Consider the following 18,944-nt stretch of genomic DNA (forward strand, 5'->3'; position numbering starts at 1 on the left):
GGTGCTGTAACATGACTGCCACATTGTTGCCCCTCCGCATGCCTTTCTGCCGACCATGACGATCCACCAGCACCACACCACCCTGCAAGACATCCGGTCCCCCAAGCGCGAGCTTTACCCGCCGATCGAGCCCTTCCGGACCGGCATGCTGGATACCGGCGACGGGCACCAAGTGTACTGGGAACTGGTGGGCAATCCTGCCGGCACACCGGCGGTATTCCTGCACGGCGGGCCGGGCGCCGGCTGCAACCCGAACCACCGCCGCCTGTTCGATCCGGAAAAGTACTGCGTGCTGCTGTTCGACCAGCGCGGCTGCGGCCGCTCCACGCCGCATGCCAGCCTGGAGAACAACACCACCTGGCACCTGGTGAGCGACATCGAGCGCCTGCGCAGCATGCTGGGCGCGGAGAAGTGGCTGGTATTCGGCGGCTCCTGGGGCAGCACGCTGGCACTGGCCTATGCGGAAGAGTTTCCCGGGCATGTGAGCGCGCTGGTGCTGCGCGGCATCTTCACGCTGCGCCAGCATGAAATCGACTGGTTCTACCAGGCCGGCGCCTCCTACCTGTTTCCCGATTTGTGGGAGGAGTATCTGGCGCCCATTCCGCAAGAGGAGCGCGACGACATGGTAGGCGCCTACCACCGCCGCCTCACCGGCGATGACGAGGCCACGCGCCTGCAGGCGGCGCAGGCCTGGGCCACCTGGGAAGGCCGCACCATTTCGCTGCTGCCCACCGCGGCGGCCGAGGCCTTCGCCAATCCGCATTTCGCGCTGGCATTCGCGCGCATCGAGAACCACTTCTTCACCCATGGCGGCTTTCTGGATGAAGGCCAGCTGATCGCGCATGTGGATCGTCTGAAGGACATTCCCGCCGTCATCGTGCAGGGCCGCTATGACGTCTGCACCCCGGCCACCACGGCCTGGGATCTGTACCAGGCCTGGTCGCGCGTGAATCCGCAGGTGGAACTGCACTGGGTGGGTGATGCCGGCCATGCCGTGACGGAGCCCGGCATCCAGGAGCAGTTGCTGGCCGCTACCGACCGCTTTGCCTGAAGCCCTTGCCCCCTGTCCGGAACACGCTATGCTGTCCGTGGACGCAAGCGCTGCTGCGCACCGGGAATATCCCGGCACGCGGCCCGGCGGCATGCCGGACTGGCGCGACTACACTCTGTCTGTGCAGGACTACACGACCGCCGCCCGGCGCCGGCTTAGACTGCACTGGCAGGCTCTGTCCTGACCCATACCAACCAGAGGAGATATCAGACATGACACGTATTGCCTTCCGCACTGCCCTGATGGCTGCCGCCCTCGCCGCCTCGTTTGGCGTTTCCGCCCAAAGTGCACCGCCGAGCGAAAGCGGCGCACGCAAGGGCTACCAGTCCGCCGGTGCGCACGAAGCGGCTGCCGCGCGCGGCGCTCCGGGCCAGTTGACGACCGAACCCGTGAGCGAATATGCCGCCAACGCCCTGGCCCGCTGCGCCCCGCTGCCCGCCGGCTTCAAGGAAGCCTGTGAAGAGCGCGTGCGTGGCGCCGGCGACCGCGTCGGCAGCGTGCAGGGTGGCGGCATCCTGCGCAGCAGCGAAACCACCGCTCCGCTGAGCAGCATGGGCGATACCCTGCCGCCGCAGGCCTCTCCCGCTGCCATTGCTGCTGCCGAAAAGCCGGTAGCCGTCAAGGCTGGCCCCAAGGCCAAGAAGGCCGTGAAGGGCAAGAACACCGGCTACAAGAAGGGCGTGCGCAAGCAGGTGCACAAGTCCACCACGCAGATGAATCCGGAGGCCATTTCCACCTCCACCAAACCGGCTAACGCCAAGCCCTGAATGGCATAAAACCAGGTCATGAACCACGCTGGTTCATGTACCTGCCGCCCGGTTGTTCACGCACCGGGCAATAAAAAGGCTCGCAACTGCGAGCCTTTTTCCGTTCCGCCCCGTGCAATCAGGCGGGCAGCGCGACCAGCGGATTGCCGAACATCGGATCATCCTGCTTCGAGTCCAGCGCCTTCTGCAGATCCAGTCCCAGCGCCCGGGCAATCCCTGCGCCGTAGGCCGGATCGCAGGCATGGCAGTTGCGGATGTGGCGGAACTTGATGAATTCCGGCGCGTCGCCCAGGGCGCGGGCCGTGTTGCCGAACAGCGCCTCCTGCTGCTCCGGCGTCATCAGCTGGAACAGCTTGCGCGGCTGCTCGAAGTAGTTGCTGTCGTCCTCGTGGTAGCTCCAGTGCGCAGCGTTGCCGGTCAGCTTGAGGGGCGGTTCCTGGAAATCGGGCTGGCTTTGCCACTGTCCGAAGCTGTTGGGCTCGTAATGCGGCAGGCTGCCGTAGTTGCCATCGACACGACCGAGACCGTCGCGGTGGTTGCTGTGCACCGGGCAGCGCGCCTGGTTGACCGGAATCTGGTGGTAGTTGGTGCCCAGGCGGTAACGCTGCGCGTCCGCGTAGTTGAACAGGCGTGCCTGCAGCATGCGGTCCGGGCTGGCGCCGATGCCGGGCACCAGATTGCTTGGCGCAAAGGCGCTCTGCTCCACGTCGGCGAAAAAGTTGTCCGGATTGCGGTTGAGTTCGAACTCACCCACCTCGATCAGCGGGTAGTCGCCCTTGTACCAGACCTTGGTCAGGTCGAACGGATGCAGGCGGTACTTCTCGGCATCCGCTTCGGGCATGATCTGCACGTACATGGTCCACTTGGGGAAGTCGCCACGCTCGATGGCCTCGTACAGGTCCTTCTGGTGGCTTTCGCGGTCGCGGCCCACCAGCTCAGCGGCTTCGGCATCGGTCAGATTCTTGATGCCCTGCTGGGTGCGGAAGTGCATCTTGACCCAGAAGCGCTCGCCGTCCTTGTTCCAGAAGCTGTAGGTGTGCGAGCTGAAACCGTGCATATGGCGGTAGCTGGCGGGAATGCCGCGATCGCTCATCACCACGGTGACCTGGTGCAGCGCCTCGGGCACCAGCGTCCACCAGTCCCAGTTGTTCTGCGCGCTGCGCATGTTGGTGCGCGGATCGCGCTTGACGGCCTTGTTCAGATCCGGGAACTGGCGCGGATCGCGGATGAAGAACACCGGCGTGTTGTTGCCGACCATGTCCCAGTTGCCCTCTTCCGTGTAGAACTTCAGGGCAAAGCCGCGGATGTCACGCTCGGCATCAGCCGCGCCGCGCTCGCCGGCCACGGTGGTGAAGCGGGCGAACATCTCGGTCTTCTTGCCGACTTCGCTGAAGATGGCGGCGCGCGTGTAACGGGTGATGTCTTTCGTCACGGTGAAGGTGCCGAAGGCGCCGGAGCCCTTGGCGTGCATGCGGCGCTCCGGGATCACCTCGCGCACGAAATTGGCCAGCTTTTCCTGCAGCCACACGTCCTGTGCCAGCAGCGGGCCGCGCGGGCCGGCGGTGAGGCTGTCGCGGTTGGTAGGAACAGGGGCGCCGAAGTCGGTGGTCAAATGGGTGACGGGGCACTTGGATTGCATGACGGATTCCTCCTTGATGTGGGTCTGGAACAGGTGCGAAAGCTCAGAGATGGGCGCCATAGGCCTCTGCCATGGCAGCAAGGCGGTGCATCCAGTCCTGCCGCCATGACGACGCGCCAAGCGCAGGAAGCGGGCCAGAAGAATGGATGGTGGCGGACATGACGGAACCTCCGGTGTATTTCGCCGAGTTCTGCAGCAGCCCCATGCCGCTGCAAACCGGCGATGGGTTTACTGTAGTTTTTATCTATCAAATCATCAATGCAATAGTATTTATTTGATTAATAGGAATTTCCAATGCTTCAGCTCATCCAGCTGGCCACCAGCGTGAAGCTGCCGAACGCAAGCACGGTGGTGAGCAGGATGATGCGGGCGATGCGTGCCGTATCGGCCCCGAAGCGCTCGGCCAGCAGCGAGACGTTGCTGGCGCTGGGCAGTGCGGCGGCCATGGTCATCACGGTGATCACCGCATCGCTCAGGGGCAGGCCCACTGCCTGTCCGGCCTTGCCCATGCCGAAGGCCAGCAGCGGGTGCAGCACCAGCTTGAACAGGGCCACCGGCCACACGCCACTCCAGCCGCCTTGCCCCTGACGGCCCTGCCCCGCCACCATGTTGGCACGCGCCAGCACGGCGCCGATGGTGAACAGCGCCACCGGCGACGCAGCATTGCCGAGCAGCGCCACCGTCTTGTCGAGTGCGGCAGGCAGATGCAGGCCCGTGGCCGACGCCAGAGCGCCCAGCACCATGGACCAAGCCATCGGATTGCCGAGCACGCTGCGCAAGGCCTTGCCCAAGGCCAGCCGCAGACGGCGGGACGGGGGCAGCGTGGCCGTTTCGGCATCGCCATCCAGCCGCGACAGCGCAATGCAGACCGAAGAGGTCACCACCATATCCGCCGCCAGCAGCACGATGATGGGGCCGGTCGCCACCTCGCCCAGCAGCGCGACCAGCATCGGCACACCCATGAAGCCCACGTTGGGAAAGGTCGCCACCAGCGCGCCCAGGGCGGCGTCGTTCCAGCCAATGCGGCCGCGTTTGGTCACCACGATGGTCAGCGTGATCATGATGGCCGCTACCAGCAGATAGACGCTGAGCAGCGCCGTGTCGAGCAGCTCGGCGATTGGCGTCTGCGCGCTGTAGCGGTAGAGCATGGCCGGCAGCGCGAAGTACAGCACGAAGCTGTTCAGGCCCGGAATGGCCGCCAGCGGCAGCATCTCGCGCCGCGCCGCCACATAGCCGCACAGCACCAGTGCAAAAAACGGAAAAGTCACTCCGAGGATGGCCAGCACGCCTTGTCTCCCTGCTTGTTCTTGTGGGTTCCAGATGCACATGCTAGCGCCAACGAGCCGGTGTTGCGGGGCTTGCAGCAAAGATCAAGCCCTGCCGCCTGCCCGCACGGGATCGGCTACACTAGACCGCAATCTGGCGCCCTTTTGCGGTGCCCGCCTCCAAACCCGCTGCGGCGGGTTTTTTGCTTGATCCCCTTTGCAGTTTCCCCTGAGCCCATGTCCGCCGGCCTGAACGTCTCCCAGCAAGAAGCAGTCAACTACCTGCACGGCCCCTGCCTGGTGCTGGCCGGTGCCGGCTCGGGCAAGACACGCGTGATCACGCACAAGATCGCGCGCCTGATCCAGGCCGGCTGCGAGCCCAGGCGCATCGCCGCCATCACCTTCACCAACAAGGCCGCCGCCGAAATGCGCGAACGCGCCAAGGGGCTGATCGGCAAGGCGGCCAAGGACGTGATCATCTGCACCTTCCACGCGCTCGGCGTGCGCATGCTGCGCGAGGATGGCGCGGCGCTTGGCCTGAAGGCACAGTTCAGCATCCTGGACAGCGATGACGTGCTGGCCCTGCTCAAGGACTGCGGCGGCACCACCGACGCCGCCGTAGCGCGCCAGTGGCAGTGGACCATCAGCCTGTGGAAGAACCAGGGCCTGAACGCCGACACCGCGCTGGCCCAGTGCACCGTGGGCAACGACGAGCACCGCAGCGCCGCCATGGTGATGAAGCTCTACCAGGAGCGCCTCACGGCCTACCAGAGCGTGGATTTCGACGACCTGATCGGCCTGCCGCTCAAGCTGCTGCAGAACCACTCCGACGTGCGCGAAAAATGGCAGAAGGCGCTCGGCCACGTGCTGGTGGACGAATACCAGGACACCAACGCCACCCAGTACGAACTTCTCAAGCTGCTGGTCGGCTGGCCCGACAAAGCCGATGCGCGCTTCACCGCCGTGGGCGATGATGACCAGAGCATCTACGGCTGGCGCGGCGCCACGCTGGACAATCTGCGCAAGCTGCCGGTAGATTTTCCCAGCCTCAAGGTGATCAAGCTGGAGCAGAACTACCGCTCCACCGGCACCATTCTGGAAGCCGCCAACAACGTGATCGGCCCCAACCCCAAGCTGTTCCCCAAGAAGCTGTGGAGCGCGCTGGGCGATGGCGAGCCGGTGCGCGTGGTCGATGCCGACAACGAGGAGCACGAGGCCGAGCGCGTAGTGGCGCGCATCCAGAGCCTGCGCGCCAACTCGGCGCACAAGGAGTTCAAGGATTTTGCCGTGCTCTACCGTGCCAACCACCAGAGTCGCCTGCTGGAAACCGCGCTGCGCCGCGCGCAGATTCCGTACAAGGTCTCGGGCGGCACCAGCTTTTTCGATCGCGCCGAGATCAAGGACCTGTGCGCCTGGTTCCGCCTGCTGGCCAACCAGGACGATGACCCAGCCTTCCTGCGCGCCATCACCTCGCCCAAGCGCGGCATCGGCCACACCACGCTGCAGCAACTGGGCGAGTTTGCCGGCAAGTACAAGATCAGCATGTTCGAGGCCCTGTTCAGCGCCTCGCTGGCGGCCGCCCTGCCCAAGCGTGCGGTGGACGGCCTGCACGAGTTCGGCCGCTACCTGAACGAGCTGGAATTCCGTGCCAAGTCCACCACCGGCGCCGAGGCGGCCAGGGAATTCCTGGCCAACTGGCTCAAGGAAATCCACTTCGAGAAATACCTGTACGACAGCGAGGACAGCGAGAAGATCGCCGCAGCGCGCTGGAACAACGTGCTGGAATTCTGCGACTGGATGGCGCAGCGCTGCGGCGGCGTGATCGAGGATGTGGCCGGTGTCACCACGCAAAGCGAAATCCGCAGCATGCTGGAAATCGCGCAGAACGTGGCGCTGCTCTCCACCATCAGCGAGCGCGAGCAGGATCAGAACGTGGTCACGCTGTCCACGCTGCATGCCTCCAAGGGACTGGAATGGCCGCATGTGATGCTGGTGGGGGTGACGGAGGGCATGCTGCCGTTCCGGGTGGAGGATGCCGAAGGTGACAGCGAGGGCCTGCTGCAGCGTATCCAGGAAGAACGCCGGCTGATGTATGTGGGCATCACGCGCGCGCAGCGCTCGCTTGCCGTGAGCTGGCCAAAAAAGCGCAAGAAGGGCCGCGACATCGTCGCTACCTCGCCGAGCCGCTTCATCAAGGAAATGGCGCTGGACAAGGCGACCGTGAAGGAAGATCCGCGCGAGAAGCTGAAGGCGTTGCGGGCGGAGTTTGCGAAGAAGGCCGCGGCGAGCGCGGCCAGCAAGTCGCAGAACTGACGACCTGGCGACGTTCTTCACGATCAGCGCTTGAGCCGGGCCGAGCTGAAGAGCATCTCCCTGACCGAAGCAGCCGACTCAAAACCGCTTGTTACCTCGACCAAGCGACTGTAATCTCCATCACAACGCGTACTTTCAAGCCCCTGCCAGCCACAGCGCAAGCGGCTAGCCGGCGCGCCCTCTCACAGCATCAGCACACTACACCCCGTAGTCTGTCGCGCCTCCAGCGTGCGGTGCGCCTCCTGCACATCGGTCAGCGCAAAACGCTGGTCGATGTGGATCTTCACATCGCCGCTTTCCACCGCGGCGAACAGGTCATCGGCCATGGCCTGCGTCGCTTCGCGGCCGCGCATGTGCATGAACAGGGTCTGGCGCGTGAGGTAGAGGCAGCCCTTCTGCGCCAGCAGCGCCGGCGCCACCGGCGGCACCGGGCCGGAAGCGTTGCCGAAGCTCACCATCAGGCCGAAGGGCATCAGGCAGTCCAGCGAGCCCTCGAAGGTGTCCTTGCCGACCGAGTCGTAGACCACTTTCACGCACGCACCGCCCGTGATTTCGCGCACGCGCTCGGCAAAGTTTTCCTTGCGGTAGTTGATGGCATGGGCAGCCCCGTTGGCCAGCGCCAGCGCGCATTTTTCGTCGCTGCCTGCAGTGGCGATCAGCTGCAGGCCCATGGCGCGCGCCCACTGGCAGGCGATCAGGCCGACACCGCCGGCGGCGGCGTGGAACAGGATGAAATCGCCCGCCACCACTTCGTGCTGGCCGCGCACGCGGCGCAGCAGGTACTGCGCGGTCAGGCCCTTGAGCATCATGGCGGCGCCCACGTCAAAGCCGAGCCCATCGGGCAGGCGGCACACGGTGTCGGCCGGCAAAGTGCGGGCATCGGCATAGCTGCCCGGCGTGGCGGCCACGTAGGCCACACGCTCGCCCGGCTGCAGGTGCGTCACGCCGCTGCCGACGGCATCGACCACGCCCGCCGCTTCCATGCCCAGCGTGGCCGGCATGGGCAGCGGATAGAGGCCGGTGCGGTGGTACACATCGATGAAGTTCAGGCCCACGGCACGGTGCGCCACGCGCACCTCGCCCGGCCCCGGCTCGGGCACCTCGATCTGGCGCAGCTGCATGGCTTCGGGGCCGCCGGGAGCGTCGATCTGGATGGCGCGGCTGGTCAGTACGGGCATGGGGTTCTCCTTGAAATCCGGTGTTGCTTTCCCACCGCATCCTAGCCGCTTTCCGCTTGCCCCTGCGCCGGTGCCATCCCGCATTTCTTGCTACAGTGATGCCCCATATGTCTTCCCCTACCCCATCGGCCAGCAGTGGCCTGACTCCACGCGCCGCGCTGATGCTGGTACTGCCCCCCTTGCTGTGGGCAGGCAATGCGGTGGTCGGCCGCGCAGTCACCGACCTGATTCCGCCAGTCACCTTCAACCTGGTGCGCTGGGCACTGGCGGCACTGATCCTGCTTCCCATGGCCTGGCAGACACTGCGCCCGAGCAGCCCGCTGTGGACACACTGGAAGCGCTATTCCATCCTCGGCCTGCTGGGCATCGGCTGCTACAACATGTTCCAGTACATGGCGCTGAAAACCTCCACGCCGGTGAACGTGACGCTGGTGGCCAGCAGCATGCCGCTGTGGATGATGCTGATCGGCCGCCTGTTCTACGATGCCCCGATCACGCGCTACAAGCTGGGCGGCGCCGTGCTGTCGCTGGCGGGGGTGCTGTTCGTGCTGTCACGGGGCACCTGGAACAACCTGCTGCAACTGCAGCTGGTGATTGGCGATCTGTACATGGTGGCGGCGACGATCGCCTGGTCGCTCTACAGCTGGATGCTGCTGCATACGCGCGAACCGGCAACCGTGCGTGCCAGGTGGCAGGCCTTCGTGCTGGCGCAGGTGGTGTTCGGGCTGGCCTGGTCGGGCGTATTTACCGGAGTGGAGTGGGCGCTGCAGCCGCATCTGCATATCGATTGGAGCCCGAAGCTGCTCGGTGCGCTGGCCTATGTGGCGATCGGCCCGGCCGTGCTGGCCTATGCGTTCTGGAGCCGCGGCGTGCAGATGGTGGGGCCGACGGTGGCGGGGTTCTTCGTCAACCTCACGCCGCTGTTCGCAGCCATCCTCTCGGCCCTGTTCCTGGGCGACATGCCGGCCTGGTACCACGCGGTGGCATTCACGTTGATTGTGGCGGGGATTCTGGTTTCCTCGCGGCAGCGATAACCAGCCAAGGCTGACGTGCACACCCGACCCAAAGCAACAAGGGCCGGAGATTTCCGGCCCTTGTTGCTTTGATGGATGCTGCGCGTACTTACGGGCGCACCACGATGCTGTTGCGCACCGACTTCACGCCGCTGGTCATGCGTGCCAGTTCCTCGGCGCGGTCCTTCTCGGCCTGCGTCTTGGCAAAGCCGGTCAGCTGCACCTCGCCATTGAGCGTTTCCACCTTGATGGCGGCGGCGGACACCAGGCGGTCCTCGATGAAGCGTGCGCGGATGGCCGTGGAGATGGCGGCGTCATCGATATACGCGCCCACGGTCTGCTGGTCGCGCGCCACCGAGCAGCCGGTGGCCGTCAGGGTCATGACGCCGGTGATGGCCGCGATGGTGATGAGTTTGGCGGATGCTTTCATGAGAGGCTCCAGTCTTGTTTGAAGGTCAACACATGCCGGCCATGGGGCCGACACCGCCGCCGCTGCGTCTGTGACGCCCAGGTTGCGGTTGGATGTCATCTTCAGGCATGACCGTGCACCGGCCTGTCGGAAGCCTCAGGGGATGGCTGTGGGAGCCTGCCTACAGCCTGCTTTCAGAAAGTGCCGGGATAAGCGCCGCCGTCGAGCAGGATGTTCTGCCCGGTCAGATACCCCGCCTGCTGGCTGCACAGGAAGGCGCAGACGGCGCCGAACTCCGCCGGCGAGCCGAAGCGCTGCGCCGGAATGCTGGCCTGCTGCGCCGCGCGCACCGCATCCTCGCTGTTGCCGCTCTCGCCGGCGATGCCGGCAAAGGTGCTGGCCAGACGATCGGTATCGAACTTGCCGGGCAGCAGGTTGTTGAGCGTGACATTGCGCGACGCCAGTTCGGGACTGCGCGCCAGGCCTGCGACAAAGCCGGTCAGGCCACTGCGCGCGCCGTTGGAGAGGCCGAGGATATCGATCGGCGCCTTCACCGCGCTGCTGGTGATGTTGACAATGCGGCCGAAGTCGCGCTCGGCCATGCCATCGATGGTGGCGCGGATCAGGGCGATCGGCGTGAGCATATTGGCATCCACCGCCTGCATCCACATGTCGCGGTCCCAGTCGCGGAAGTCGCCTACCGGCGGGCCGCCGGCGTTGGTGACCACGATGTCGAAGCTGTCGTGCTGGGCAAAGACCTGCTGGCGGCCGTACTCGCTGGTCACGTCTGCGGCCAGTGCCAGCACCTGCGGCGTGCTGCCACGATAGTCCTGCGCCAGCTCGCGCAGCTCCTTCGCAGCCTCGGCCAGTACGTCCGGGCGGCGCGCCACCACCAGCACGTTCACGCCCTCCTGCACCAGCGCCGCGGCGCAGCCGAAACCCAGCCCCCGGCTGGCGCCGCACACCAGCGCCCACTTGCCTGCAATGCCCAGATCCATGTCCGTCTCCTTGGTTCGTATTGTTCAGCGTTTCAGCCAGGTCACGGCAAACACCCCGGCCAGTACCAGCACTGTACCCGCCAGCACCCAGCCGGTAAATGGTTCGTCCAGCAGCAGCGCGCCCATGGCGATGGTGGCCATGGGCCCGACCATGCCCACCTGCGAGGCCAGCCCGGAACCGATGCGCTCCACGGCCCGCATCACCAGCCAGACCGGCAGCACCGTGCAGGCGATCGCATTGAGCAGCGACAGCCACAGTACCGGCTCGGGCACCAGCGCCGCCGACAAGGGCCGCATCGCCACGAACTGCAGCAGGCAGAATCCCGCCGCCACACTGGATGCCAGCCCCACCAGCCGCAGCGAGCCCAGCCGTTGCACCATGCGCCCGCTGCCGACCAGATAGATGGCGTAGCTGAGCGCGCTGGCAAACACCAGCGCCGCGCCAAGCAGGGTGCGCGCCCCGTCCCAGCGCACCTCGTGCGCAAACACCAGCAGCACGCCGGCGTAGCTCAATGCCATCGCGGCCCACTGGCCCCGGCCCACCGGCTTGCGCGTGAGCAGCCAGCCCAGCAGCAGCACCAGCGTGGGATTGAGGTAGAGAATCAGCCGCTCCAGCGAGGCGCTGATGTATTGCAGGCCGACGAAATCCAGATAGCTGGCCAGGTAATAGCCGCTGAAACCCAGCAGCAACACCCCGCCCCAGTCCCTGCGCGTGAGAGGCTGCGCGCCGGGCCGGCGGCCCGCCCACCAGGCCATCAGCAGGAATACCGGCAGCGCCAGCAGCATGCGGTACATCAGCAGCGTGATGGCATCCACCTGCCAGCGATAGGCCAGCTTGACGATGATGGCCTTGCCGCTGAAGCTGATGGCGCCTAGCATGGCCAGGCCGATGCCGGAGTACAACAGGCGACGCTGCTGCGCCTGGCTGTCGGCAGTGGAACGGTTCTCAACCGTCATCGTTACCGCCGCACCAGCGGACGCAGCGCGTTCAGCCACTTGTTGGCCGGCAGGCCCCAGCGTTCGCGGATGATGTCGGCGCGCTGCTCCCACACGGCGCGACTCGGGCGGCTGGCCGTGCGCTGCGCCAGCACCACGGTGTTGCCTTCGCGCGTGGGTTTGAAGGCCCAGAGCGCCTCGTCGCCAAAGGCCGCTGCAATGCGCTCCACGCTCTGGTCGAAGCTGCTGCTGCGGCCGAACAGGTTCACCGTCATGATGCCGTCCGGCGTGAGCAGGTTGCGGCAGTCCTGGTAGAAATCGGCGTCGTCCAGCACCGGGGCGGCAGCCTCGTGGTCGTACAGGTCTACCTGCAGCGCATCGATCGCGCCCTGCCACTCGGGCTGGCGGATTTCGCGGCTGGCATCGGCCAGCACCACATTCAGCGTTGCATTGTTGTCCGGCAGGCGGAACCACTGGCGGCAGGCGGCATACACCACCGGGTTGAGTTCGATGCAGGAGGTGAGCAATTCCATGCGCTGGTGGGTGAAGCGCGTCAGGCTGGCGGCACCCAGGCCGAGCTGCATGGCGTGGCGCTCGGGCACGCTGTCCGGGTCCATGAACAGCAGCCAGGCCATCATGCGCTGGATGTACTCCAGCTCCAGTACCAGCGGATCGTCCAGCCGCATGGCGCCCTGGATCCATTCCGTGCCCAGGTGCAGGTAGCGGCACTCGCCGTCTTCGGTGAAGTTGACGGGCGGCAGCTCGCCGGACGCGGGGGGGGATGCTCGGGAACGTTTCTTGGCCATGGCGAGGATTGTAAGAGGCCGCCCCCGCGGCGCCCGGATCAGATGAAGCCGAGCACCTTCCACCACAGCGTACCCACCGTCAGCCAGATCAGCAGGTTGACCACGCTCATCACGAAACCGGTGCGCCACCATTCACCCAGGGTGGCGTAGCCGGAGCCGAAAATCACCGGTGCCGTCCCCGTGGCGTAATGCGTCAGCGTCATCATGATGTTGGACGCCGCCGCCATGATCAGCGCCCACGCCATGGGCGGCGCTCCCAGTGCCAGGCCGGCAGCATAGAAGGCGGCAAACATGCCGGTGATGTGCGCCGTGGTGCTGGCAAACATGTAATGCGCATACAGGTAGGCCAGCAGCAGCAAGGTACTCGCGCCTTCCCAGCCCAGGCCCAGCGCCCCGATCCCGTCCTTCAGGCTGCCGGAGAACCAGGCCACCAGCCCCAGCTTGTTGAGGAAGTCGGCCATCATCACCAGCGCGCCGAACCAGATGATGGTGTCCCAGGCGCTCTTTTCCTTGAGCACGTCATCCCATTCCAGCACGCCGGTCAGCAGCAGCAGCGACAGGCCGATGAAGGCCGTGGTGGTCGGATCGACCGCATACTGCTTGCCGAACAGCATGGCCGGCACGCCCGCCCACAGGAACAGCAGCAGGGCAAAAATGGCCACCATGATTTTTTCGCCGCGCTGCATGGCACCCAGTTCACGCAGCTTGCCACGGGCAAACTCGGTGGCGTTGGGCGTGTTGGTGATCTCGGGCTTGTTCATCCAGTACACCACCAGCGGCATCACCAGCAGCGCCACCAGACCAGGCAGCAGCATGCTCAGCGCCCACTGGCTCCAGCTCAGGTGAATCTGGCTGCCGGTGGCCTTGGCGATCAGGTCCACCACCAGCGGGTTGGGTGCGGTGGCGGTGATGAACATGGCCGAGGTGATCGGGTTGGTCTGGTAGTTGGTCAGCGCCAGATAGCGTCCGATGCGGCCTTGCGTGCCATTCTCCGGCTTGGAGTCGAAACTGTCGGCAATGGCACGCATGATCGGGTGGATGATGCCGCCGCCACGCGCCGTGTTGCTGGGCGTGACCGGCGCGATCACCAGTTCGCTCAACGCCAGCGCATAGCCGATGCCCAGCGTCTTCTTGCCGAACAGCGAGATGAACCAGTAGCCGATGCGCGCCCCCAGGCCGGTCTTGATCAGGCCGCGCGAAATCATGATGGAAATGCCGATCAGCCAGATCAGCGAGTTGGACATGGCCGAGAGGGCATCGCGGATCAGGTCGGCGGGCGTGGACGGCTTCCTGGCTTCTGGCTTGACTACCGGCTTGGCTGCAGCCGCCGATGCCGGTGCAGCCGGAGAAGCGCTGGCGGCCGGGGCCTGGGCCGTTGCCGGCAAAGACGCCACCGTGGCCGTCTTCGCGGCAGCAGCGGATGCACCCGCGACTGGTGCCGGCCCGGCTGCGCTGGCAGCTGTTGCCGCAACCGGCGCAGTCACCGCCGGTTTGGCAGCCCCCTCGTTCCCGGTGACTCCCGAGACGGCCACCAGCGTGATCGCCACGATGGACAGGGCGCCGATCGGCATGGCCTTGCCGATGATGGCAGCAATCGTTGCAACAAACAGCGCGAGCAGATGCCAGGCGTTTTCAGTTACCCCTTCGGGCACCGGAATCACGAACCAGATCAGCAATCCAAGCGCCACAGCGATCAGCATCGGGATGCGTTTGAAACCCATAACCGTTCCCCAGAGTTGCCATGCCAATCGATTGTGGCACTATCCCCCGGCACGCTTCCACATTTTTTTTGCAGCCATCCGAGAAGTTTTTTTCACGCAACCCCGTGCGCCTGCAGCACCTCGCGCCAGGCCTGCAGCTTGCGCTCGAACGTCCAGCTGGCGTTGGCCGGACTGGTGGAAGGCAGCTTGTACACCGGCAGGCCCAGCGACTGCGTGTGCTTGTGATGCCGCCAGCTTTCTCCGCCGTTGTGCGCAATGGCCTGCAGTTGCGGACAGCGCAACTGCAGCGCTGCAAAGTCATTCACCACGGCATTGCGGATGGCGCTGTCCAGACTGCCGGCGCGCTCGCAGCACGCATACACGTCCCAGATGCCCAGGCCGTGCGCCTGCGCGGCCTGGCAGCGTTGCACATAATCCATTTGCGGCAGCGGCTCGTTCCACAGCGTGCCCAGAATGCGCCAGAAATGGTTTTGCGGATGCGCGTAATACTGCTGCAGCTGCAGCGAGCGCACGCCGGGAAAGCTGCCAAGCACCAGCACCCGCGCCGTGACATCGATCACAGGAGCCAGTCCTTTCAGCGGCGTTGCGGCCGCTTCGGACGATCTAGTCCTTACCATGCAGCAGCGTGCAGGCTCTGGCCTGCCTTCCTCATTTTCCGGAGCACGCTCATGAACATCAATCTGGACAACGTATCAACCTTCATCGCCACGCAAGGCGTGGACATCGGCCTGAAAATCATCGGTGCGATTGTGGCATGGATCGTCGGCCGCTGGCTGATCAGCCTGGCCGTGGGACTGGTCGGCAAGGGGCTGGACCGCGCCGGCAAGCTCGATCCGACGCTGGTGAAGTATCTCAAGTCCATCCTGTCGGTGCTGCTGACCATCGTGCTGATCCTGGCCATTCTGGGCCTGTTCGGCGTGGAGACTACCTCGTTTGCCGCCCTGCTGGCTGGCGCCGGCCTGGCCATCGGCACAGCCTGGGGCGGGCTGCTGGCGCATTTTGCCGCCGGCGTGTTCATGCAGGTGCTGCGTCCCTACAAGGTCGGCGATTTCGTGCAGGCTGGCGGCGTGACCGGCACCGTCACCGAGCTGGGCCTGTTCACCACCACCATCGTCACCCCCGACAACGTGGCCACCATGGTGGGCAACAACAAGATCTTCTCGGACAACATCCAGAACTTCAGCACACTACCGGTGCGCCGCGTGGACTGCGTGGCCAAGGTCGCGAACGGCGTGGACGTGCAGGACGCCATCGCGCGCCTGCGCCCGGTGATTGCCGCGCTCCCCAACGTCGTGCAAGCGCCGGCACCGGACATCGAGATCCTCGAGTTCACCCCCGAAGGCCCCAAGCTGTGCGTGCGCCCCTACACCAACAACCAGCACTACTGGCAGGTGTATTTCGACACGCACAAGGCCATTGTCGATACCTTCGGCGCGGCCGGCTATCCGATACCGGAGACGCCGATGAGCTACCGCGGCCTGCCGCTGCCAGCCGCTGCCCCGGTGCAGGCCTGAGGCAGGTTTTCACCCCGCGCAAAGCCGCCAGCTCGCCGCTGGCGGCTTTTTTCATCCGGAATGCGTCATGCGTGCTGCAAACGCTGCAGCCCCGGCAGCACGGCCAGGGCATTGCGACCGGTCTGCTCCTGCACCTCGGCCAGCGGCATGCCACGCAATTGCGCCAGGGTCTGCGCGATACCGGGAATCTCGGCCGGCGTGTTGCGCGCCTGCGGCTTGCCCACCGCGCGCTCCTCCGCCGTCACGTACAGCCAGTGCGGCGCGATATCGGGCGCATCGGTTTCGAGCACGATGCTGTCCAGCGGCAGCCCGGTGGCCAGTGCACGCAGCCGCGTGGCCCGCTCGAAGGTCACAGCCCCGCCAAAGCCCAGCTTGCAGCCCAGCCCGATGAACGCATCGGCCTGCTGCCGGCTGCCGACAAAGGCATGCGCAATGCCCCCGGGCGGCGTCACCTGCCGCAATTGCCCGAGCACGGCGTCGACCGAGCGGCGCGAGTGCAGCAGCACCGGCAGGTCAAAGCGGCGCGCGAGTTTCAGCTGCTCGTGCAGAAAGAATGCCTGCTTGTCGCGCATGGCCGGTGTTTCCAGCCCCGGCACGAAAAAGTCCAGGCCGATCTCGCCGACCGCCACCAGATGCGGATCGTCCTGCGCGGCCTGCAAGGCCTGCTCCAGCACCTGCAGATCGTCCTCCTGGGCCGTGGGCACGCACATGGGATGGATGCCCAGCCCGTAGCCATCGCCCCAGCGCCGCGCCAGCCGCTGCACGGCGGCCAGATTGTCCACGGCAACGGCGGGAATCACGCACAGCCCGACACCGGCGTCGCGGGCACGGGCGCGCACCGCATCGCGGTCGGGCGCGAACGCGACATCATCGAGGTGGCAATGGGTGTCGATCCAGGGAATCATGGCAAATCGGGAGCGCTGCCGGCACGGTCTGCGGGGTGCGGGGGAGCCATGTGGAACCAGCGCTTGCGCACCTGCTCGCCAGCGGCCTCGCGGGCGGCTGCCGCATCAGGGCACTTGCCATCGCCACGGCCGGTAAAGCCCCCGGAAGGAGCACACAGGTAGGTTCCCTGCGCGTCATACAGTTCATTGAAACGGTCGCAGCAGCCGGCCTGGATTTCGTAGACCGTGCGCCCCTGATACGGCCACTCCCACACCGCAATCACGGAGGGGTTGCGCTCATCGGCATTGACGCGCGCCAGATGCGACTGCAGCCAGGGCGGCAAATCGGCCAATCCCGAAGCGCCGGGATGCACGCAGCCTGCCAGTGTGCCCGCGCCCGCCAGCACACCCGCACTGGCCACCAACCACGCCAAACGCCTGAATCCCGAGTTGCGCATGACTTTCTCCCTGGTGCAGCCGGCGTGCCGTCAGGCGGCCTGCGGCAGCATCGGCATCAGCTGCCCGCGATCCATGCGGAACTGGCGGTCGCAGCGCGCGGCCAATTGTTCGTCGTGCGTGACGAGCACAAACGCCGTGTTGTGGTCGCGTGCCAGCTGGAGCATCAGACCGAATACCTGTTCGGCCGTGTTGCGATCCAGGTTGCCGGTCGGCTCGTCGGCCAGCACGCAGGCAGGTCGCGTCACCAGTGCGCGCGCAATCGCCACGCGCTGGCGCTCGCCACCGGAGAGCTCGGCCGGACGGTGCTCGGCACGTTCGCCCAGTCCCACCTGCGCCAGCATGTCCAGCGCCAGCTTGCGCGCCTCGGGCCGGCCCATGCGGCGCACCCACAGCGGCATGGCCACGTTTTCGGCGGCGGTGAACTCCGGCAGCAGATGGTGAAACTGGTAGACAAAGCCCAGATGCGCATTGCGCAACTCGCCCTGCTGCGCCAGCGACAGGCGCGACAGTTCCTTGCCCATGATGTGCACGGTGCCGCTGGTCGGCGCATCCAGCCCGCCCAGCATATGCAGCAGCGTGCTCTTGCCGGAACCGGACGCACCGACGATGGCAACCGTCTCGCCGGCCTGCACCGCCAGATCCACCCCGCGCAGCACCGTCAGATCGATATTCTTGCCCTCGTGGAAGCGCTTGGTCAGACCGCTGGCCTGCAGCACCGGGCCGTTGTGGACAGCATTATTCATAGCGCAGCGCCTCCGCCGGGTTCACACGGCTGGCGCGCCAGCTCGGATACAGGGTGGCCAGGAAGGCCAGAATCAGCGACACCACCACGATGGGCACGATATCGCTCGCCTCAGGATCGCTCGGCATCTTGCTGATCAGGTAGATGTCCTGCGGCAGGAAGGAGGTCTGCAGCAGGTTCTCGATGAAGGGCACGATCACGTCGATATTGAAGGCGATCAGCAGGCCCAGCGCCAGGCCCGACAGCGTGCCGATTATGCCCGCCGTGGCACCCTGCACCATGAAGATACGCATGATGCTGCGCGGCGAGGCGCCCAGCGTGCGCAGGATGGCGATGTCGGCGCGCTTGTCCTGCACGCTCATCACCAGCGTGCTCACCAGGTTGAAGGCCGCCACGGCGACGATCAGCGTCAGGATGATGAACATCATGCGTTTTTCCACCTGCACGGCTGCAAACCAGCTGCGGTTCTGCTGCGTCCAGTCGCTGATGCGGTACTGGCCGTCGAGCGCGTTGCCGATCTGGCCGGCCACGATGGGCGCCTGGTTCAGGTCGCGGATCTTCAGGCGCACGCCGCTCGGCCCTTCCAGCTGGAAGATGCGCGCCGCATCCTGCACGTGCAGCATCACCATGCCGGCGTCGAATTCGTAATGGCCCGAGTCGAAGGTGCCGACCACCGTCACCTGCTTCAGCCGCGGCATCACGCCCGCCGGCGTCACCTGGCCGCTCGGCGCCACCAGCGTCACCTTGTCTCCCGGCTGCACGCCCAGCGAACGCGCCAGCTGCACGCCCAGCACGGCGCCAAAGCTGCCCGGCTGCAGCTGCTTGAGCACTTCCTGATTGCTGGCAGCCACGTTGGCCACCTGCGGCTCCAGCTCGGGCTCGATACCACGCACCAGCACGCCGCGCATGTCCTCGCCATGCGCGATCAGCGACTGGCCGTTGACGAAGGGCGCGGCGCCCACCACCTCGGGCTGCGTCTTCACGCGCTGCAGCAGGCCCGGCACGTCCTGCAGGCCGCTGCCGTCCACGCTCATCACTTCGATGTGCGAGACCACGCCCAGCATGCGGTCACGCACTTCCTTCTGGAAGCCGTTCATGACCGACAACACGATGATCAGCGCCGCAACGCCCAGCGCAATGCCGACGATGGACGCTGCCGAAATAAAGGAGATGAACCCGTTGCGGCGGGTGGAGCGGCCCGCGCGTGTGTAGCGCCAGCCCAGCAATAGTTCGTACGGAGTCTGCATGT

At 65.8% G+C, this 18,944-nt stretch carries 18 protein-coding genes; 5 read left to right on the forward strand and 13 right to left on the reverse strand.

From position 1 onward, the window contains the following. Positions 1 to 55 precede the first annotated feature (55 nt). Together pip and ACX36O_RS10700 are read left to right on the forward strand one after the other, a co-directional pair. A complete protein-coding gene (gene pip, locus ACX36O_RS10695) occupies positions 56 to 1,051 on the forward strand; it encodes a prolyl aminopeptidase (protein ID WP_213361476.1) in 996 nt (331 codons plus the stop codon). Between the two features lie 212 nt (positions 1,052 to 1,263). Further along, positions 1,264 to 1,818 carry a hypothetical protein gene (locus tag ACX36O_RS10700; protein WP_213361477.1) on the forward strand — a complete coding sequence of 185 codons (555 nt, stop codon included), beginning with the start codon at positions 1,264 to 1,266 and terminating at the stop codon, positions 1,816 to 1,818. A 118-nt stretch (positions 1,819 to 1,936) separates the two neighbouring features. Here ACX36O_RS10700 and ACX36O_RS10705 read toward each other — a convergent pair whose 3' ends face one another. Both ACX36O_RS10705 and ACX36O_RS10710 read right to left on the reverse strand, forming a co-directional pair. Next, positions 1,937 to 3,457: a catalase gene (locus ACX36O_RS10705; RefSeq protein ID WP_213361478.1), complete on the reverse strand. Its 1,521-nt coding sequence runs from the start codon at positions 3,455 to 3,457 to the stop codon at positions 1,937 to 1,939. Between the two features lie 299 nt (positions 3,458 to 3,756). Then, on the reverse strand, positions 3,757 to 4,743 hold the full coding sequence (locus ACX36O_RS10710) for an AEC family transporter (RefSeq protein ID WP_213361479.1): 987 nt from the start codon (positions 4,741 to 4,743) through the stop codon (positions 3,757 to 3,759). A 216-nt stretch (positions 4,744 to 4,959) separates the two neighbouring features. On the opposite strand from ACX36O_RS10710, the gene ACX36O_RS10715 reads away from it, so the two are divergent. Next, positions 4,960 to 7,035, forward strand: coding sequence for an ATP-dependent helicase (locus ACX36O_RS10715; RefSeq protein ID WP_488359768.1), 2,076 nt, complete (start codon positions 4,960 to 4,962; stop codon positions 7,033 to 7,035). Between the two features lie 182 nt (positions 7,036 to 7,217). Here ACX36O_RS10715 and ACX36O_RS10720 read toward each other — a convergent pair whose 3' ends face one another. Further along, entirely contained in the window at positions 7,218 to 8,213 is a 996-nt protein-coding gene (locus ACX36O_RS10720; protein WP_488359769.1) for a quinone oxidoreductase family protein, read from the reverse strand. Between the two features lie 98 nt (positions 8,214 to 8,311). Between ACX36O_RS10720 and ACX36O_RS10725 the strand changes: the two genes are divergently transcribed. After that, positions 8,312 to 9,247, forward strand: a complete 936-nt coding sequence (locus ACX36O_RS10725) for a DMT family transporter (RefSeq protein WP_371687112.1) — start codon at positions 8,312 to 8,314, stop codon at positions 9,245 to 9,247. Positions 9,248 to 9,335: 88 nt separating this feature from the next. On the opposite strand, the gene ACX36O_RS10730 is transcribed toward ACX36O_RS10725, so the two are convergent. The 6 genes from ACX36O_RS10730 to ACX36O_RS10755 form a co-directional block, all read right to left on the reverse strand. Then, positions 9,336 to 9,656, reverse strand: a complete 321-nt coding sequence (locus ACX36O_RS10730) for a BON domain-containing protein (protein ID WP_213361486.1) — start codon at positions 9,654 to 9,656, stop codon at positions 9,336 to 9,338. Positions 9,657 to 9,829: 173 nt separating this feature from the next. Then, on the reverse strand, positions 9,830 to 10,633 hold the full coding sequence (locus ACX36O_RS10735; protein ID WP_213361487.1) for an SDR family oxidoreductase: 804 nt from the start codon (positions 10,631 to 10,633) through the stop codon (positions 9,830 to 9,832). Positions 10,634 to 10,657: 24 nt separating this feature from the next. Next, positions 10,658 to 11,590, reverse strand: coding sequence for a DMT family transporter (locus ACX36O_RS10740; RefSeq protein ID WP_213361488.1), 933 nt, complete (start codon positions 11,588 to 11,590; stop codon positions 10,658 to 10,660). A gap of 2 nt (positions 11,591 to 11,592) precedes the next feature. After that, complete coding sequence (locus tag ACX36O_RS10745) at positions 11,593 to 12,375, reverse strand: class I SAM-dependent methyltransferase (RefSeq protein WP_213361489.1); 783 nt, start codon at positions 12,373 to 12,375, stop codon at positions 11,593 to 11,595. Between the two features lie 38 nt (positions 12,376 to 12,413). Then, positions 12,414 to 14,096 carry a DASS family sodium-coupled anion symporter gene (locus tag ACX36O_RS10750; protein ID WP_213361490.1) on the reverse strand — a complete coding sequence of 561 codons (1,683 nt, stop codon included), beginning with the start codon at positions 14,094 to 14,096 and terminating at the stop codon, positions 12,414 to 12,416. A gap of 92 nt (positions 14,097 to 14,188) precedes the next feature. After that, entirely contained in the window at positions 14,189 to 14,713 is a 525-nt protein-coding gene (locus tag ACX36O_RS10755; RefSeq protein ID WP_213361491.1) for a DNA-deoxyinosine glycosylase, read from the reverse strand. Between the two features lie 51 nt (positions 14,714 to 14,764). Here ACX36O_RS10755 and ACX36O_RS10760 point away from each other — a divergent pair, with 51 nt between their 5' ends. Continuing rightward, positions 14,765 to 15,610 (forward strand): mechanosensitive ion channel family protein, encoded by an 846-nt coding sequence (locus tag ACX36O_RS10760; RefSeq protein ID WP_371687109.1) that lies wholly within the window; start codon positions 14,765 to 14,767, stop codon positions 15,608 to 15,610. 65 nt (positions 15,611 to 15,675) lie between these two features. Here the strand turns inward: ACX36O_RS10760 and ACX36O_RS10765 are convergent, their stop codons facing one another. From ACX36O_RS10765 to ACX36O_RS10780, 4 genes are read right to left on the reverse strand one after another with little or no spacing between them, the layout of a single operon-like run. Continuing rightward, positions 15,676 to 16,515: a TatD family hydrolase gene (locus ACX36O_RS10765; RefSeq protein WP_213361492.1), complete on the reverse strand. Its 840-nt coding sequence runs from the start codon at positions 16,513 to 16,515 to the stop codon at positions 15,676 to 15,678. Further along, positions 16,512 to 16,952, reverse strand: coding sequence for a DUF6970 domain-containing protein (locus tag ACX36O_RS10770; protein WP_488359770.1), 441 nt, complete (start codon positions 16,950 to 16,952; stop codon positions 16,512 to 16,514). Before ACX36O_RS10770 ends, ACX36O_RS10765 begins: the two co-directional genes overlap by 4 nt. A 30-nt stretch (positions 16,953 to 16,982) precedes the next feature. Beyond that, entirely contained in the window at positions 16,983 to 17,696 is a 714-nt protein-coding gene (gene lolD / locus ACX36O_RS10775; protein ID WP_213361495.1) for a lipoprotein-releasing ABC transporter ATP-binding protein LolD, read from the reverse strand. Further along, the gene (locus tag ACX36O_RS10780; protein WP_488359771.1) at positions 17,689 to 18,942 is read right to left on the reverse strand and encodes a lipoprotein-releasing ABC transporter permease subunit; all 1,254 of its coding nucleotides are present in this window, start codon (positions 18,940 to 18,942) and stop codon (positions 17,689 to 17,691) included. The genes lolD and ACX36O_RS10780 overlap by 8 nt, the downstream gene beginning before the upstream one ends. Positions 18,943 to 18,944: the final 2 nt, after the last annotated feature.

The organism is Brachymonas sp. KE5 (assembly GCF_057773645.1).

Coding starts and splice junctions, on each gene's coding strand:
- ACX36O_RS10750 (WP_213361490.1), bottom strand. CDS start 14,096: ATGGGTTTCAAACGCATCCCGATGCTGATCGCTGTGGCGCTTGGATTG.
- ACX36O_RS10760 (WP_371687109.1), top strand. CDS start 14,765: ATGAACATCAATCTGGACAACGTATCAACCTTCATCGCCACGCAAGGC.
- ACX36O_RS10720 (WP_488359769.1), bottom strand. CDS start 8,213: ATGCCCGTACTGACCAGCCGCGCCATCCAGATCGACGCTCCCGGCGGC.
- ACX36O_RS10735 (WP_213361487.1), bottom strand. CDS start 10,633: ATGGATCTGGGCATTGCAGGCAAGTGGGCGCTGGTGTGCGGCGCCAGC.
- ACX36O_RS10700 (WP_213361477.1), top strand. CDS start 1,264: ATGACACGTATTGCCTTCCGCACTGCCCTGATGGCTGCCGCCCTCGCC.
- ACX36O_RS10725 (WP_371687112.1), top strand. CDS start 8,312: ATGCCCCATATGTCTTCCCCTACCCCATCGGCCAGCAGTGGCCTGACT.
- ACX36O_RS10715 (WP_488359768.1), top strand. CDS start 4,960: ATGTCCGCCGGCCTGAACGTCTCCCAGCAAGAAGCAGTCAACTACCTG.
- lolD (WP_213361495.1), bottom strand. CDS start 17,696: ATGAATAATGCTGTCCACAACGGCCCGGTGCTGCAGGCCAGCGGTCTG.
- ACX36O_RS10765 (WP_213361492.1), bottom strand. CDS start 16,515: ATGATTCCCTGGATCGACACCCATTGCCACCTCGATGATGTCGCGTTC.
- pip (WP_213361476.1), top strand. CDS start 56: ATGACGATCCACCAGCACCACACCACCCTGCAAGACATCCGGTCCCCC.
- ACX36O_RS10780 (WP_488359771.1), bottom strand. CDS start 18,942: ATGCAGACTCCGTACGAACTATTGCTGGGCTGGCGCTACACACGCGCG.
- ACX36O_RS10740 (WP_213361488.1), bottom strand. CDS start 11,590: ATGACGGTTGAGAACCGTTCCACTGCCGACAGCCAGGCGCAGCAGCGT.
- ACX36O_RS10770 (WP_488359770.1), bottom strand. CDS start 16,952: ATGCGCAACTCGGGATTCAGGCGTTTGGCGTGGTTGGTGGCCAGTGCG.
- ACX36O_RS10730 (WP_213361486.1), bottom strand. CDS start 9,656: ATGAAAGCATCCGCCAAACTCATCACCATCGCGGCCATCACCGGCGTC.
- ACX36O_RS10705 (WP_213361478.1), bottom strand. CDS start 3,457: ATGCAATCCAAGTGCCCCGTCACCCATTTGACCACCGACTTCGGCGCC.
- ACX36O_RS10745 (WP_213361489.1), bottom strand. CDS start 12,375: ATGGCCAAGAAACGTTCCCGAGCATCCCCCCCCGCGTCCGGCGAGCTG.
- ACX36O_RS10755 (WP_213361491.1), bottom strand. CDS start 14,713: ATGGTAAGGACTAGATCGTCCGAAGCGGCCGCAACGCCGCTGAAAGGA.